The 17,338-nt window shown below is 60.6% G+C and carries 12 protein-coding genes; 8 read left to right on the forward strand and 4 right to left on the reverse strand.

Features of this window, described 5'->3' with window-relative positions; genetic code table 11:
- Window positions 1-6 precede the first annotated feature (6 nt).
- The 7 genes from thrC to L6R21_09085 all read left to right on the forward strand — a co-directional run bounded on the left by thrC (window position 7) and on the right by L6R21_09085 (window position 8,356).
- Window positions 7-1,338: a threonine synthase gene (thrC, locus tag L6R21_09055; protein MCK6559338.1), complete on the forward strand. Its 1,332-nt coding sequence runs from the start codon at window positions 7-9 to the stop codon at window positions 1,336-1,338.
- A 160-nt stretch (window positions 1,339-1,498) separates the two neighbouring features.
- Entirely contained in the window at window positions 1,499-2,773 is a 1,275-nt protein-coding gene (locus L6R21_09060; protein ID MCK6559339.1) for an MFS transporter, read from the forward strand.
- Window positions 2,774-3,141: 368 nt separating this feature from the next.
- On the forward strand, window positions 3,142-3,666 hold the full coding sequence (locus L6R21_09065) for a PepSY domain-containing protein (GenBank protein ID MCK6559340.1): 525 nt from the start codon (window positions 3,142-3,144) through the stop codon (window positions 3,664-3,666).
- Between the two features lie 442 nt (window positions 3,667-4,108).
- The gene (locus tag L6R21_09070; protein ID MCK6559341.1) at window positions 4,109-4,396 is read left to right on the forward strand and encodes a hypothetical protein; all 288 of its coding nucleotides are present in this window, start codon (window positions 4,109-4,111) and stop codon (window positions 4,394-4,396) included.
- Window positions 4,397-4,656: 260 nt separating this feature from the next.
- Complete coding sequence (locus L6R21_09075) at window positions 4,657-5,094, forward strand: hypothetical protein (GenBank protein MCK6559342.1); 438 nt, start codon at window positions 4,657-4,659, stop codon at window positions 5,092-5,094.
- Window positions 5,095-5,561: 467 nt separating this feature from the next.
- Window positions 5,562-7,991: a penicillin acylase family protein gene (locus L6R21_09080; GenBank protein MCK6559343.1), complete on the forward strand. Its 2,430-nt coding sequence runs from the start codon at window positions 5,562-5,564 to the stop codon at window positions 7,989-7,991.
- On the forward strand, window positions 7,988-8,356 hold the full coding sequence (locus tag L6R21_09085) for a hypothetical protein (GenBank protein MCK6559344.1): 369 nt from the start codon (window positions 7,988-7,990) through the stop codon (window positions 8,354-8,356). Before L6R21_09080 ends, L6R21_09085 begins: the two co-directional genes overlap by 4 nt.
- 48 nt (window positions 8,357-8,404) lie before the next feature.
- Here the strand turns inward: L6R21_09085 and L6R21_09090 are convergent, their stop codons facing one another.
- The 4 genes from L6R21_09090 to L6R21_09105 form a co-directional block, all read right to left on the reverse strand.
- The gene (locus tag L6R21_09090; GenBank protein ID MCK6559345.1) at window positions 8,405-9,091 is read right to left on the reverse strand and encodes a hypothetical protein; all 687 of its coding nucleotides are present in this window, start codon (window positions 9,089-9,091) and stop codon (window positions 8,405-8,407) included.
- Entirely contained in the window at window positions 9,088-9,957 is an 870-nt protein-coding gene (locus L6R21_09095) for a CHAT domain-containing protein (protein MCK6559346.1), read from the reverse strand. Before L6R21_09095 ends, L6R21_09090 begins: the two co-directional genes overlap by 4 nt.
- Window positions 9,958-10,135: 178 nt before the next feature.
- Window positions 10,136-10,999 carry a carboxypeptidase-like regulatory domain-containing protein gene (locus L6R21_09100; GenBank protein MCK6559347.1) on the reverse strand — a complete coding sequence of 288 codons (864 nt, stop codon included), beginning with the start codon at window positions 10,997-10,999 and terminating at the stop codon, window positions 10,136-10,138.
- Window positions 11,000-11,094: 95 nt separating this feature from the next.
- Entirely contained in the window at window positions 11,095-13,395 is a 2,301-nt protein-coding gene (locus L6R21_09105; protein ID MCK6559348.1) for a TonB-dependent receptor, read from the reverse strand.
- Window positions 13,396-14,238: 843 nt separating this feature from the next.
- Between L6R21_09105 and L6R21_09110 the strand changes: the two genes are divergently transcribed.
- Entirely contained in the window at window positions 14,239-17,301 is a 3,063-nt protein-coding gene (locus L6R21_09110; protein MCK6559349.1) for a TonB-dependent receptor, read from the forward strand.
- Window positions 17,302-17,338: the final 37 nt, after the last annotated feature.

Consider the following 17,338-nt stretch of genomic DNA (forward strand, 5'->3'; position numbering starts at 1 on the left):
GCGCTCATGAACGAACTGCATGCCAGTTACCGTTGCAGCAGCGGCTGCGCCGGCGAATATCCACTGGACGAAATCATCTACCGCTGCCCGCACTGCCATGACTTGCTGGAGGTGAAGCACGACTTGCGGCCGCTCGCCGGCCGCAGCGCCGCGCAGTGGCGGCAGCTTTTTGATCAACGCCAGCAACTGCGCGCCGGCGTCTCCGGCATTTGGGCGAAGAAAGAGTGGGTTCATCCTCACTTGCAGGATGACAACATTGTGTCACTGGGGGAGGGCTACTCCGCGTTGCGGCCGGCCGGCGGCTTTGGCAAAAGCCTGGGGCTGGAGCAGCTTTGGATCAAGCAGTGCGGCGACAGTCCCACCGGCTCGTTCAAAGACCTGGGCATGACCGTGCTGGTGTCGCAGGTGAAGCAGATGATCGCGTCGGGCCGCCGAATCGAAGCCGTGGTCTGTGCTTCGACCGGCGACACCTCGGCCTCGCTCGCGGCCTATTGCGCGGCGGCCGGCATTCCATCAGTGGTGTTGCTGCCGGCGGGCAAGATCAGTCCGGCGCAATTGATTCAACCGCGGGCGCACGGCAGCCTGACGCTGGCATTGGAAACGGATTTCGACGGGTGCATGCGGCTGGTGCAGCAGCTCGCGGCGCGGCCCGAGGTTTATCTCGCCAACTCGATGAACTCGCTGCGGCTGGAAGGCCAGAAGATCGTGGCTGTCGAGCTGGTGCAACAACTGGGCTGGCAGGTGCCGGACTGGGTGATCGTGCCGGGCGGCAATCTCGGCAATGTCACCGCGCTCGGCAACGGCTTTCTCTTGCTGCGCGAGTTGGGCTTGATCGCGCGGCTGCCGCGTCTGGCCTGTGCGCAAGCAGCGCATGCCAATCCGCTTTATGCCAGCTTCCTTACCGGATATCGTGAATTTCACCCCCAGTCAGCGCTGCCCACGCTGGCGAGCGCGATTCAAATCGGCAATCCCGTCAGCTTCAAAAAGGCGATCAGAATTTTGCAACAGTTCGACGGCATGGTCGAGCAGGCGAGCGAAGAGGAGCTGGCCGAGGCAGCGGCGCTGGCGGACCGCCACGGCCATTTCGTTTGCCCGCAAACCGGGGTGGCGCTTGCCGCGCTCATCAAAATGGTGGCGCGCCGGCAGGTGCAACCGCACGAGCGGGTGGTGGTGATCTCGACCGCAAACGGCTTGAAGTTCGTTGAATCCAAAATCGCCTACCATCAGCAAGCGCTTGCGCAGCTCGAGTGCCGGCATGCCAACCCGGTGCAGCACGCGGCCGCGGACTTGCCGAGTGTGCTTGCAACCATTGCAGCGCATGCTGCGCGGATGAGCTGATTTTCACGCGCGCAACACCTCCTACCCGGAAGGAGATTCTCAAACACCTCTTTCTCTATTCTCTCCGATCTCACCGTGTGAGCGGAGCATTCGCAGCGGTTGATTCTGAACTTCGCTGCTTCAATTCGCCACTACCTTTCACTTCATCTGCACGCTTATTGTGTCCCTTGCTCTTCGCTTCGGTGCACTGCGGCATCGCGACTACCGCATCTTCTTTGCCGGCCAGTTCGTGTCCTTCATCGGCACCTGGATGCAAAACACCGCACAAAGCTGGCTCGTGTATGAACTCACCCGCTCGCCGGCATGGCTGGGCCTCATCAGCTTCTTGGGATTCCTGCCGCTTTCCTTGTTTGCGTTGATTGGCGGCAGCGTGGCCGACCGTTTCAACCGCCGGCGGCTGGTGTTGGCCACCAATGCGCTGGCGCTGATCATCGCCGGCTTGTTTGCGGTGTTGATCTGGCTGCACGCCGTCGAAATTCACCTGGTGGCGGTGCTGGTGTTCCTGAACGGCCTGGTCAATGCCTTTGACATTCCCGCACGGCAATCCTTTCTGGTTGAGATGGTGGGCAAGGAAGATCTTGCCAACGGCATTGCGCTCAACTCGGCGATGTTCAACGGCGCGCGCATGTTCGGGCCGGCCGTGGGCGGCCTGGTGATTGCAGCTTTTGGCACGGCCTGGTGCATGGCCGCCAATGCTCTGTCGTTTCTGGCGACCATTCTGGCTGTGGCCGCGATTCGCTCGCGCGCACCGGCGCGGCAGGAAAAGGCGCCGCTGCGACTGCTGCAATCGCTGCGGGAGGGCGCTGCTTACATTCGCAGCTCGCAATTGGTATGGGGCGTGCTGGGGTTGGTGGCGGTTTCGACGGTTTTTGGTTGGTCCTACACCGTCATTCTGCCGGTTTATGCTGACAAGATTTTGGGCGGCGGTGCGGTCGAGCTTGGGCAATTGCTGTCGGCAAGCGGCCTGGGCGCGCTCAGCGGCGCGGTGTTTTCGGCGACGGTGGCCAGCCGCTTTCGGCCGCGCAAGATCTTGCTGGCCGGTCTTCTCATCTTCACCCTCGCGATCATGGGGTTTGCATTGTCGCGCCAGCCGTTGCTCGCCACGATCAGTCTGGCGCTGATGGGCTTGGGTCTGATTCTGTTCAATGTCAACAGCAACAGTGCGCTGCAGCAGCGTGTGCCCGATCACTTGCGCGGCCGGGTGATGGGTTTCTATGTGCTGTGTTTCGGCGGCTTGATGCCGTTGGGCAGCCTGCAGATCGGTTTCGTTGCCGAGAAGCTGGGTGTCACTTTGGCCCTGCTGCTCAACGCCCTCATTTGCGGCCTGGCGGTGTTTGCGGCCGCCCGTGTGCTCGTGCAGATGCGCCAGCGCCCGGTGGAAGAACCGGCCGCCGCGAGTCCCTCCCCGATCAACGGCTTCTCGATTGAAAGATAGTCTCGCGTCCGTCCGCGGACGAAGAAATCGCCCGGGCGCTTGCTTCCGAAGCTTGCACGAATTGAATGGCACTTGCCGTTGTCCATTGCGCAGCGCCCGGGCGGTGGTTTTTCTCATCTCGTTTCCGGCCGCAATCTGCAAATCTGCCTTTCGCTGGCGGCAGTGCTTGCGGCTATATAACCCATCGTGAACCTGAATCTGCCTACGTGCGCTGCGCTTTCTGCCGCCGGCTGGCCGCTGCGACAGGCCGGCGATGCTGCCACGCACGTCAGGGCGCGCGGGGGCAGGAATTCGACATTCAGGTTGAATAGGAAGTCGATTTGACTCGGTCGCTGATTCCATATGAAAGTTGTGAGGACGTGCCTGCCATGATTGTCAATCCTACCGGCGTTATTCTCGCGGTGTTTTGTGGGCTGGTTCTGGGTTGCGCTGCGGAGAAACCCACCAAGCCGGCCGCGCGGCATGACGCCGAACAAATCGCCCGAGAGCAAGTGCCGGGCGGATTTGTCACCAGCTTGCGACAGGAGGTCGATCTGGGCAGACGGGTGTACAAAGTCTTGGTGCAAAATGATTCGACGGCGAAACGGGTGAGTATCGATGCCGCCACCGGCCGCATCGTTGAGATCCTCGATCGCACCGAGGATTTGCGCGAAGCGATGGCGGATAATGAAAACCTCTCCGTGCCGCTCAGCCCGGCGGTGCGGGCCGCCGCGGAATCCACCGCGCTGGCGGTAGTGCCGGGCGAACTCCTGCGCTGGCGGGTGCGGAAAGACCAGGGCCGCCTGCTTTATCGCTGCGGCATTGCGGAGGCGGATGGCAAGGTCGCGCGCGTCACGATCGATGCGGTCACGTGCGCTGTGCTTGCCGTCGATCGCTCGCAGCCCGCGCGCTGAGACGAGGCCTCACACTTTCGTTCGTTTTGTCGCAAGTCCGTGACATGAAAATTGACTGCCGCAGCCGCCAAGCTTGACTTTCCTCAGGCGCTTCGTTATTTTGCGCAGTCAAAAAAAATGCCGCCCAAAATCCGGAGTACGCTGCTGCGTCACACGCCCGTGCGAGACACCTCTTCCACCCCTGTTCGCACCGACCACCTTGGCTGACTTTCCCGCAATTTCTTCAAATTGGATTCGATGTTGGTAGACTATCTCGTCATTCTGACGTCAGGCTGAACCGGGGAAGCGATTTGGCAAGCGGGCGCGAACGCAGACGGCGCTCAGGGATGATGTCGGAATTCTGCTGATCGCGGAATTCGCTGAGCTGGCCGAAGGGCATGCGCCGGCAGGGCGGCGGCCGGGGTGATCATCACCACGACAGCCGCCGCGACGAGTTCAGGGTTTGGCGGCTCCATTCGGAGTGATGGCGCGGCGCCAGGACGTTTTTCAACGCTTCAATCTGCAGGAGGCTGTCATCATGAGTTGGACGGACACTTTTACCAACCACCAAGCAGCAAAAGCTTACGATGGCGACAATAGTACGGGCGGCTATGACGACCCCGATTCCTTCGATGACAGCGGGGAGGTCAACGACCCGTATTCGCCGATCTGGGAGGGGAGTACGGTCCACAGTGACACTTGGGGTGGCGATTCCTCTTTCACCGATTCCAACGACAATTCGCAAGACTGATTTGGCCCACGAGCGGCCCTGTCTGGGTGAACCGCGGTGCCGTGCCGGCACCCAATAACCAGCAGCACCATTGCCGAGAATGCAGCGCACGGGTAGGCATGTCCCCCCATGCTGGCCAAACCGGCGCGGCCGTTGCATTCTCGGCATTTTTGTGATTGCGTCCTGTCGCAAAATTGTGTTTATTTCCCCACAATCATCCGCACCACAGCGCGAGCCATTGCCTCTCTGGCTGGATTCCATCTATCCTGGCGCCGGTTTTCATGTTGATTGACACACTCAAAAACTGGATTACCGTTGTACGGCAAAAGGCGCGGCAGCAGTCGGCTCTGGCGTCCGCCCAACCGGCGGCGTGGCACGTCATGACCATCGACAAATGCGTGGAACAAGTGCCGCAGATGAAAAGCATCCGGCGCGGCGATTTGCGTTTTGCCGACCGCATGGTCGTCACCACCCAGAATTCCGAGTATGATCTCGTGATGATCGAAGACGACACCTTCCTGGTGGCCGGCGGCTGGTTCGATCGCGAACACTTGTCACCGCATCGCGTCAGAATCAACGGCTGCACTTGGGGCGGCAGCATGATTTGTTTGGATATTCTGGCGGCGCCGGGCATGTGCATGGAATTCAACAACCGCGTGCTGACCTCGGCCATTCGCGCCGTCGTGGTGTACCGACCGCAATTTTCCACCTCCGACTGATTTGCAATTGCCGCATGCGAGATTGTATTTGATCGCTGCGGCCATCCCCCCCGAGGCGGCCGGACGCAACTCTCTCCCAACGTTCGCATGTGCTCCATCATTCTGCAATTATCCCGGTTCCGCCGTTTCCGAATTTGCTTGCGGCGACCGCGGCATGCGACTTGCCAATGCTCAGCAGTGAAACGAACGATTGTGCTGAGAGCGATCAGCACGCAGTGCATGGCACCCCCCTCACAGCCAAAAGGCCCGGGTCGCGCGACTCGGGCCTTTTTGTTACTGGCCCCCAAGATCCTTCAATCCTTTTGTCCCCAATCATTTCGAAATGAGGATTCCACTAAACGTCGCAGCACGAACTCCGCGGTGCCGCTGCCGGTGTGGCATGGCAACCAGCCGCAACTTGCGCTTGACTTTCCGGGCAGATTTGGATACACTCCGCCCAATTTTCGGAAGAACCTTTGGAACCGCTCATGCGCTGGCTCAAACCGATTTTCGGCATTCTGCTCATGCTGGCTGTTTTCCTCCTGCTCAATTTCCGGCAGCAGCAAATTCCACCACTCGGGAAATTCCTCAATCCCTTTGCCGGGTTTTGGCAAAACAACACTACCCAGGATGAATTGCCCACCCACATGTTCCTGCCCGGATTGCAGGATAGCGTGCACGTGTTGTGGGATGAGCGCCGCGTGCCGCATATCTTTGCCGGGAACGAGCACGATTTGTATTTTGCGCAAGGTTATCTCACGGCCCGCGACCGGCTCTGGCAAATGGAGTTTCAGACGCATGCGGCTGCCGGCCGGCTGGCGGAGATCGTCGGCGCACGCGGCCTGGAACACGATCGCTTCCGCCGCCGCCTGGGCATGGTCTACGCCGCGGAGAATGCCCTGGCTGCCATGCGTGCCGATTCCGCCACCTGGCAGGCGGCCGAGGCCTATGCCCGCGGCGTCAACGCCTGGATCAGCAATCTGCCGCTGCGCCACTTACCGCTGGAATACAAGATTCTCGACTACCGTCCGGAAGCGTGGACGGTGATGAAGTCGGCGCTGCTGCTGAAACTCATGGCCTGGCGCCTGACCAGCCGCAATGAGGAAGTCGTCATGTCGCGCACGGCCGCGGCGCTGGGCGATTCGCTGACGCGGCTGTTGCATCCCGGCTATCCGCCGTTCATGGAGCCGATTGTGCCGGCGGAGACGCAGTGGCAGTTTGTGCCGGCGGCGGTGCCGCAGCAGGGTCACGAGTTCAAATACGTGCCGCCGGAGGACGCTTCTCTCTCGGCGGCCCTGCCGGCGCGGGGCAGCAACAATTGGGCAGTGGCGGGCAGCCGCACAACCAGCGGTTATCCGATTCTCTGCAATGACCCTCACCTGACGCTCAACCTGCCGGCGATTTGGTATGAAGTGCAACTGGCCGCGCCGACAGTCAACGTCTATGGCGTGAGCTTGCCGGGCGCGCCCGCGGTGGTCATCGGCTTCAACCAGCAAGTCGCCTGGGGCGTCACCAATGCCGAATCCGATGTGATGGATTGGTATCACATCGTTTTTCAAGACAGCACGCGCCAGGCTTATTTCCATGACGGCGCCTGGCGGCCAACGGCCTGGCGCGTCGAGGAAATCAAGATCCGCGGCGGCGCGACGGTGCGCGACTCGATTCCCTTCACCCATCACGGGCCGGTGGCCTATCGTGCTGCGGAAAAGCCGTTTGCCAGCGACGTGCCACGCGGCGCCGCGCTGCGCTGGGTGGCGCATGACGCCTCGAATGAACTGGCCACTTTTCTCAAGCTGAATCGCAGCCGTAATTACGGCGATTTTCTCGCCGCATTGGAACACTATGCCTGCCCGGCACAGAATTTTGCGTTCGCCGACAGCGCCGGCACGATTGCGCTGTGGCACCATGGCCGCTTCCCGCTGCGCTGGCCGGAGCAGGGCCGTACGGTCAGCGACGGCAGTGATCGTGCCTACGATTGGCCGGGTTGGATTGCGCGCGCGCATCTGCCGCACACGGTGAATCCCGGCCGTGGTTTTGTCAGCTCCGCAAATCAGAGTCCGGTCGCCGATACCTACCCCTATTTTCTCGGCGGCGAGTATGCTGCCTTTGAGCGCGGCGCCCGCATCAATTCCCAGCTTGCAGCGCTGAGCCACCTGCGTCCGGAAGACATGCAGGCTTTGCAGAATGACGTCGTGGATCTGCATGCCGCCACGGTCTTGCCGGCGCTGCTGGCGCAACTGCCGCCAACCGGCTTGACGCCGGAGCAGGCGCAGGCACGCGCCGAACTCGAGCAGTGGAATTATGAGTTTCAGGCCGATCAGGTGGCGCCGGCAATTTTTGCGCAATGGTGGCGCGCCTTGCAGGATTCGATTTGGAATGATGAATGGCCAAACAGTGACCACCGCCTCAAGCGGCCGCGCCGGGACGTGACCGTTGACTTGATTCTGCATGCGCCGCACGCGCCCTACTTCGACCGGCGCAACACCGCTGCCCGCGAAACTCTGCCCGACCTCGCCTGGCTCGCATTGCAATCCGCGGTGCGCCAGCTTCGCGAGAAGTTCGGGCCAATGGGGCCGGCTTGGCAATGGGGCCACACGCGCGGAACCGACCTTCGCCATCTTGCCGATATTCCCGGCCTGGGGCGCTTGGGTTTGCGCAGCAGCGGTAACTACACCTGCGTCAATGCCATCACCAACACTACTGGGCCTTCCTGGCGCATGATAACGGCCCTGGGTCCGCAGCCGCAAGCTTGGGTAATTTATCCGGGCGGCCAGTCGGGCAATCCCGGCTCACAGTTCTATGACAACTTTGTGGATGACTGGCTGGCCGGGAAGAGTTACGCGGCGCTTTATTTGAAATCACATTTGCAGACGGATGATCGTCTCATCGGCAGGACTATTTTGCGAGGGAGGCCATGAAGGGAGTCGCTCTATGCCTGGCAATCATGCTGATGCTCCAGCTTCTCACGCCGTTCTGGTGGTGGATTATGCTGGTGCCGCTGGGTTTTGGCATGTGGGCAGCCCGCTCGGTGTGGCACGGCATGGGAGTGGGAATGGTGAGCGCGGGATCGCTGTGGCTGGGCGCAAGCCTGTATAACTGGCTGTCGTCCGGTCAATTCATTGCCGATCGCGTGGCAGCAATGCTCGGCGCCGGCCTCGGTTTGAACAGCGTCGTGTTGCTATTCGTGTTGACGGCGCTGGTGGCGGTGGTGCCGGCCGGCCTCGCCGGTGCGACCGGCTATTGGTATCGATACCTCTTCCTGACGGCGATGAAATCCCGCTGAACCGGTTGAAAGCGGGCAATGCCGCGCGCGGGCTTGCGGCTGCCTCGGTCACCGCTTGAGTTTGCGCAGTTGCAATTCGATTTCGCCGGGTGCAAACCACAACTCAAAATGTCCGGGCCGGATGCTCCTGGAATTTTCATAGGACGCTGACAGATCTGAAAGTCTCACCTCCACGCCCGCCCTTGCCAACACTGCCTGCAAGCGCCGGGCATCAGCCTCGTCCGCTTTGCGGAAGTAGCGCAGTTCGGTAACCTGCGGCCCTTTATCCACCAAACGCTCGATGCCGGGCACGACATAACCCGCGGCCTTCACCTGCTCGCCCGCCTGCTTTGCGGCCGGTCGCTGTTGCTCATCGCGAATGTGAATATAGAGCCGCGCTGGAATCGTCGCGGAGTCAGGAACCGTGGCGAGCGCTTGCGCCTGGCTCAATCCCGCCTTCAGCGAGGACAATTCCCTTTGTGCCGGCTCGTTGCCACCGCCTTGCAGCGTCCGGGATAAATCGTCGACTTGCCGCGCCAGGCTGTCCAGCGTGAACGCCAAGTAGGCGCGCTGTGCCTGCATCTGGCGAATTTCAGTTTCCAGCGCTTGCTTTCTGGCGATTAACGGCCGAATCTTCTGCCCCACCACCACGACCACCACGACCACGACAATCGTCAGCAAAAGTTGGGCAACCATCCACAGCGATACGCGCCGGCCGGCTGCCTGCGTTTTGCCGCCGGTTTTTTTCACATTCATTTCTGTCCACCTCCTGACAAGGCGATCTTGATGATGCGGTAGAGAATCGTTCCGAAACCCAGCAGCCCGCCGCCAAACCCGGCTGACTCGATTTTGCCGAGTGTCTCCACGTTGATCTTGTTATCGAGCACGGCCCACACCGTGCCCAGCACCAAAATGATCAAACACAGGCAAGCCGTGCCGATGGTCATGAGTATGGCATATTCGCGCGAGGAGGCGGTGGTGCCTTCGGGTGGACCAGCCGGCACTGCGCCGGTCGGCAGGGGTTCGGCAGACGCGAAGATGACCTGTTTGGGGTCGGATTTCGGCGCAATCAACTTGGGTGTTTGCTGCTCGTCCAAGCTTTCGAGATTGATTTGCAGGCAGCCCAGGTCGAAGGCGGTTTGCAGATCGCGGCCAAAGCCCAGCGCTTGATAGAACGCGGAGGCGAAACTGAGCGCAGCGGCGTCACCGATGGCGGAGGACATGCCGATAACGCAATCGATCTGTTGCGCGATCGCCTGCGCCTGGCCGGCGGAGAAGCAGGCGTTGAGCACGACGCAGCGGATGTTGTCTTTCAACAGGGCAAACAACTGCCCGAACGCCGCGCTCGACACCGGCTGGCTGTTGCCCTCGTGGTCTTCCAGAATGATTTCGCTGGCCTCGCTGCCGTGGCCGCTGAAGTGGACGATATCGGGTTGGTAGCGCAGGAGATGGCTTTGCAGATCGCTGACGCGCACCGCCCATTGCTGCTCGATCTCGAAGCGGTCGCGAAATTGGGATTGGCGCAACGCCTGATCGATGCGCCGGACTTCCTCATCCAGGCGCAGCGGGCTGGTATCGCGGGGATTCGCAGCGAGGAAGAGAATGCGGATGACTTTGCTCATAGACAGCGCGGCGGAAGAAGTTGGGAGCCAGTTCCATGCGCGGGAAGCCGCGTCGTACGCCGTGACTTTGCTCCCTTACATGGTGAATCGGCGCCAAATATGCAAATGGTTTTTCCAGTGCGCCTGGGACTGCCCTCGCAGGCAGAGACTCTCCTCGCCGCAACCGCATCCGGCCGTTTCACGGAAGGGAGCCGGTGCCACCCGTCACCACAAACTGGCCGCCTTCGCGCTTGGCGGGAATCTTGAGAAAGTCCGCGCCGATTTCCTCGACCCGCTCACCCAGGCTGGCGAGCAAGCCGTCGGGCATGTTGGCGTGCTCGATGAAGAAATACGGGATGATTTCATAATGCCCGGGCGGCACAATGTTGGGCGTGAAGTTGAACACTAGCCGCCGGCTGCGCACTTCGGGGCCGATGCGATCATAGTCGCGCGTGTGCGCGCCGACGTCCGGCACATCCGCAAAAATTTGCCCCGATTCCCGCTGCCGCAGCAGAATCGCGCCCAGAAAGCCGCCGACGCTTTTGGGATAGACCACGGTCACTGAATCGAGCGTGGCCTGTAACGACACCTGCACGTGCACCGGGCCGTCGAATTGGCTCGGCACCACTGCCGGCTCGACGTAGGTGAGAATGCGCAGCATCTTGAACAGCGAGACCTGGTTGATCAACTCACCGTCGGCGTTCAAGTCACCGGCGCCGTACACGAACCGGCCGTTGCGCACGAGCACCTCGGCCCAAGCGAGTTTGTAATTTGCCAAATAGAAATACAGCCGGTGCCAGCCGCTGGCATCGGTCTGCGTGACCGCCGGCGGCAATTGCAGGGTGAATTCGCCCGTGCTGCCGGTGCGCGTGGCAACGGTGGTGCCTTCGAGCCAGACGTACACCTCGGCGGGATTGCCGCCGTCGCTCAACTGCACGCGTCCCTGCAACTCGCCGCTTTCAACACGAATGCCGTCCTCGGAGAGCGGGCTTTTGCTGCAACTCTGAACCAACAGCGCGGCCAGAAGGGCGGCGACCGCACCGAAAGATCGCACTTGCATCATGGCTGTGGCCTCGCATGAAATGTTATGCTGCTTGCTGCCCGCCGGCTGGGCGTTCCCTCGCGGGGTGGGCGGCCCGCCTGCCGTGGTGTGATCCATCAATATTGCGCGCCCAGCACCAGATAGTAGCGCCGGTCACGAATGGCCAGCCCCTGCAACACCTCGCCCGTTTGGTGGAGCAGATTGCGGCCGGAGGCATTGACAAAGAGCTTCAGTTTGTCGATCGCAAAAGTCTTGCTGAGATGCAAATCGAGATTGGAGTAGGCCGGCAGCGTGACCTCGGCCAGGCCGCCAAATGCGGGCGCGCCGCCCGACTGGTCTCCCGCTTTGATGCGGCGCAGCCAGCCGACTTGCTCGCTTTCCGTGAACCAGTAGGCCTGGAAGGAATAACCGGCATGATCGACATTGAGCGTGAACGTGCGCTTGAGATCGGATTTGAAGGGGAACGCCGCCCGCTCGGAAATCGAGTAGCGTGACAGGCCGCTGCTGAGCGTCACTTTCTTGCGGAAAAAGAACACACTGGCCTGGGATTCGATGCCGGCAATGCGGGCGTTTTGCACGTTGTCGTAGAACAGGATCGGAATGCCGGGCGTGGCCGCCGCGCGGAATTTGTTCGCGTAATGATTTTGAAAGAAGTTGCCGCTCACCTGCCAGCCGTAGATGCTGGTATGCGCGCGCACGTCGCGTGTGATCACCATGCCCAATTCCACGCTGCGGTTCTTCTCCGGCGCGAGATTGGGCTGGCTGGCAGCGGGCGCGAAAAAGGCCGGCGAGCTGACCTGCTGCAGCAGCGTGGGAAATTTGACATTGGCGCCCACATTCAAATAGCCATTCACCGCAAGATTGTTGCGGTACCCCGAAAAACTGAAGGCGAACTTGAGCGTGGTGGCGCGCCAATCATTGCGCTCGAAAACGCCGGCGGCCACCAGCGGATTCTGATCCGCCGGATTGCCGCGCAGCACGTAGTCCGGCTGTTCATCCAGCACGCGATCGTGGCGCATGCTGACATCCACGTCCACGGCTTGAAAAAAGTCCGAGCCGCCGTCATTGTGCAGCTTGGCGATGGCCACCACGCCGTGATGCTGCCGCGTGAACGTGGCGGAATGCAAGCCCAGCCGCTGCTCGCCGGGCACGTCGCGGTCATCGCGAAACTCCAGCCGCGCGCCCTCGAATTGATACGCCGTCAGCAGATCCAGCCGGCCCAGGGGAAAATGCTTCTCCGCGTTGAGATGAAAGGCGCGATTGTCAACCACGCCGCTCACCGACCCGGCGCTCACCACCCGCCGGTCTTCTTCCATTCGTTGCAGCGATACCGCCAGCTCGAAATCCTGCTGGCGCGCCTGTTCCGCGGCATAGCGCACCGTCAGCACGTGATTGAGATTGTCGGCGCGTTCATCGAAGAAGCGATCTTCATAAAGGCGATCGGTGTAGAGGTAACTCGCCGTCAAGGATTTGCCCAGCCGGCCGCCGCCGGCTTCGCTGAAGCGGTAAGTGAGATTGGCGGAATGATGCAATTCGGTGTTCTTCAATCCCAGGTCCTCAGCAACCGCAACGAAACTGCGTTTGGAAGCGCCGCGCGCGAGATTGTAGGAGGCCAGCAGCCGGTTGAATTGGCGAAAGAAATGCAACCCCCAATTGCCGGAGCGGTAGGTGCCGAAACGCTGCTGAAAGCGAATGGAATAGTCCTTCTGCACTTTGGGCACCGCGTTGATCACGCCGCCGAAGGCATCGGCGCCATAAAGCGCGGTGTTGCTGCCCTTGATCACTTCCAGCCGCTCGAGATCCTGCAAATCGAGCAACTGCAAATCGAAGACGTTGTCATAGGCGCTGTTCAGCCGCACACCGTTGAACAAGATCGCTACTTCATCCGGGTTGCTGCCGCGAATCGACACGGTCTTGCGGCCGCTGAGCTGCTCCTCGATCTGCACGCTGTGATCGGTCTTGAGCAAATCGCCGGCGTCGACGAAGCCGCGGATTTCGAAGCTTTTGGCGTCGATGACCGACACGGTTTGCGGCAAATCCCGGGCGATTTCCGGCGGCCGTTCGCCGATTTCGCGCACCTCGATTTCCGGCAGCACGATGACGCGCGGTTGCAGATAGACGTAACGCAGATTCAGCAGCGCCGCGAGCGGGAGGGCGCGAGTTTCATAGGCCACATGCTGAAATACCACGATGCGGGCGGCGCTGGTGTCTGCCAGCCGCAAGGTGAAGCGGCCGCTGAGGTCGCTGGCCGTGCCGGTTTTTGTGCCCTCGAAATAGACACTGACGCCGCGGATTTCGCGGTGCGTGTTGAGGTCGCGGATAATCCCCGAAAAGGAACTCTGCTGGGCGGACAAGGCAGCGGGGAGGAGGGCTCCCCAAAGAATCAACGACTGGGCAAGCCATCTGCAAGACAGCATAAAGGCCTCCTCTGTGAGCGTCATGGCGCGTTGCGGCGTGGGCGTGAGAACTGGCGGAAAATGGAACTCCGGTCTCAGAGATGCAAGCAAAAAGTTGTGAATGGCGCGGCCGATGCATTCGTTTGCGTTGGCTGTAGACGGATCCCATCGCAGGCAGGCGGTGTTCACGGGCTGCGTCTCCACGGGCGAGATCCCCCCGGCGGCTGGTCCCTTCGTGCAAATGCCTTCCCGATGTTATGCAAAATTGCGCACGCATGCCTGATAAAATCGGACCTGACTCAAGTTTGGTTTTTAGCCATAACATCTTGATTTTAATGCCTGAGTTTCTCTTGGGCGGATACCTGTTCTGTCATGTTTGTTACACTGGCATAATTTCTGTTGAGGTGATTGCTACTCTATTCCATATATATGTGGAAATTTTCCCCCCTTGCGTTATGGCTGGGTTCTGACCACGTTGATTCCACGGTTCGCAAGACGGCTTTCCTTTCATCGCACTGATTCTGAAGTAGACAAAGACTCGATTCCACCAGGGCAGTAGCAGGAAGGACAAAACTTCCGACGGATCGCCAAGAAATTCAAGCGTCGGCAGTGGGTGTGCCAAGTTCTGCGAAATGAGAATCTCATACTACCGTCATTCCTACATTTTCGGTATTTCGGCTGCATTAGCCCTCGGCTAGTGGCGCGGCGCGCCATTGGTTGGAGGGCTTTTTTGTTTTTGGGGATGCTCGCTCCCGGGAGGAAACCGGCGAGCCACGCCTGCAGCAAGGCTTGAGCGTCCCGCAGGGAAGGAAAGGTTTGGCAACTAAACTCCCATCTACTAACCATCACTGGAGGAGGTAGAGTATGCATCGCAGGTCCATGGCAGTGCTTGCCTCGTTGCTCCTGCTGCCGTGCTTTTTGTTCGCCCAAGACGGTAAGATTCGCGGGCGCGTGACGGCCAAGGACACCAACGAGCCTCTGATCGGCGCCAACGTCGTGGTCGACGGCACGACGCTGGGCGCCGCGGCGGACCTCAACGGCGATTTCGTCATTCTGAGCGTTCCGCCCGGCGTGTATACCGTGCGCGCGAGCTACATCGGTTACCAAACCGTTGTGATCGCCAACGTGCGTGTCAGCGCCAACTTGACGACCACGCAGGACTTCTCGCTGCCCAGCTCCGCAATTGCGGTGGAAGCGATGGAAATCGTGGCCGAGCGCCCGTTGATCCAGCGCAACACCACCAACACCGTGCGCCTGACCACGCAGGAAGACATTCAGAACCTGCCGTTCCGTGGCGTGCAACAAATCGTGGCGTTGAACTCGGGAACGGTGCTGCAGGACGGTAACCTGCACGTGCGCGGCGGCCGCGTCGGCGAAGTCGCCTACTATATCGACGGCGCCACCGCCCTGAATCCCTTCAACAACAATGAAAACGTCGGCGTGATTCAGGAGGCCATCGAAGAAATTCAATTACAATCGGGCGGATATACCGCGGAATTCGGCGGTGCCAATTCCGGCATCGTGCGTACCACCGTTCGCACCGGCGGCCAGGATTTCAAGGCCACGGTCGATTACCGCACGGATGATTTTGCCAAACCCGGCGAAAAATTCCTCGGCACCTCGGCCTTCGGCCATCGCAATGCCGTGGTCACCGCGAGCGGCCCCCTGCTTTCCAACAAAGTGAAGTTCTTCCTTGCCGGCCAGCATAACTACCAGCGCAACCGGCAGCCGCTGTTCCTCGAGCCTTTCCGTTTCGACAATTTGGTGACCGACGCGCTCGGCCAAGCCGGGCCTTCTGGTGCAGGGCAACCCCTGCCAGGCGCCGTGGAGTTCGAGGAAAACTACCTGCCGCGCAACCAGCGCGAAGACAACTCCGTGCAAGGCACGCTGACTTATGATCTCAGCAACGTCCTGAAATTCCGCTTCACCGGCAGCTACGCCGAAGTGAACAACCCGGTGGGCGGCGAATGGCCCGGCGGCACCCCCACCCAAACGCCGGTGGCTGAATCGCAGAACGGACTGCAGAACGTTTTCCAACGCCGCCTGGCACAGCAGGAAACCATTTCCTCGCTGGCCAATCTGAAGGCCACCCACGTGCTCAGCCCGAAGACCTTCTACGAAGCCTCGATTTCGTTCTCCGAGCGCAAATTTCGCCAGTATGACGAAACCTTCGGCGACAACTGGACGCTCTATACCGACAGCCTCGCCAACGCGGAAAAGGGCTATACCGGCTTCGTGCGCCGTTATGAAGGCCCGTATGACCTGAGCACCATCAACAACTTCGCCTTCAATCATCCCAACGCGCCGATCAACACCTACTATCGCGACAGCCAGCAAGATCTGGGCGCTTCGCTGGATTTGACCTCGCAAGTGTCGAAGAGCTGGGAGGTCAAAGTCGGCGGCCGCATGGATCGCTGGACCATGCGCAACTTCGATGTCAACAACATCTCCGCCACGATGCAATTCCTGTATGGCCGCAGCGGCAACAACCCGCGCGTTTTTGCCAGCGAGTACGAGCGCAAGGTGTTGATGGCACGCGCCGGCGGCACGCGTCAAACCCAGATGATCAACTTCTTCGGGTATGACGTCGACGGCAACAAGATCAACTCCGGCCCGGACGGACCGCGCCATCCGCTCTTCCTCGCCGCCTACGTGCAGAACAAGCTCGAGTATCGCGACCTGGTGGTGAATCTGGGCCTGCGCTATGAGCGCATCGCGACCGACGCGCCCGCGCCCAAGGATCTCGAAAATCCGGCCTTCGATGAAAAAGTGAACTACATCGACGAGTCCCAACTGACCACCGCTGAAGCCACCGACTACTTGCTGCCGCGGATCAACTTCTCGTTCCCGGTGACGGACCGCACCGTCTTCTATGCCACCTACGGCAAGTATGTGCAGTTGCCCCAACTCGTTGACATTCTGACCGGCAACCAGGTGCTCAGCATCTCGGTCAGCCCGGTCACGCGCTCACCCTACGGTTATTTCGGCCAGTACGCCGGTTTCACCGCCAAACCCGAGCGTACCACGCAGTATGAAATGGGTATTCGCCAGTCGATTACCGACAATTTTGCGTTCACGGTGACCGGCTTTTACAAAGACCTGATCGAGCAACTGCGTTTTGACCGCGTGTTGTCCGAAGGCAAGGGCACCATTCCGGAAGGCCAGACCGTCTTCTCCGGCCTGCTGAACAATGACTTCGGCACGGTGAAGGGTCTGGAGTTGACGCTGGAACTGCGCCGGGTGAAGCGCCTGTCCGCGAAAGTGAGCTATACGCTCTCGGATGCGCGCGGCACCGGCTCCGACAGCCGCGCCACGCAAGTGGCGGTGAGCGACGGCGGAGCGCGCTATCCGATTTTGACCTACAAGCTCAATTACAACCAGCCGCATCGCGGCTCGGTGGTGTTGGACTATCGTTTCGCCAAGGGCGACGGCGGTAAGATTCTGCAGGGCACCGGCCTGAACGCGATTCTGACGTTCAACAGCGGCCATTCCTACACGCAGATCCAAGAGCCCGAGACGCTGGGCCAGGCCAGCCCGTGGAACATCGGCGTGCGGCCGCTCATCGACCCGCGCAGCAGCTATCCGGTGGAGCCGGTCAACAGCTCTTCCACGCCCTTCAATTTCAACGTCGATCTCAATTTCAGCCGCTTGATTCCGCTGGGCCGCTTCGATGCGGAGCTTTACGTCAACGTGCTGAACGTGTTCAACACCAAGAACGTGCTCAACGTTTATCCCAACACCGGTACTTCGGAGGATGACGGCTGGTTGCGCAGCGAGGCCGCCGGCTCCTATGTGGCCATCCCCAACTACGCCGACTTCTATCGTGCCGTCAACGTGGACAACCGCTGGGCCTACAACACCGCCACGGGCAATGATCTGTTCGGCAACCCGCGCCAGATTTTCGCCGGCCTGCGGTTGGAGTTCTAAGCTTCCGATGCCAGCCCGCCGCCCGGCGGTGGCCGGC

This window comes from bacterium (assembly GCA_023150945.1).
GTDB lineage: Bacteria > Zhuqueibacterota > Zhuqueibacteria > Zhuqueibacterales > Zhuqueibacteraceae > Coneutiohabitans.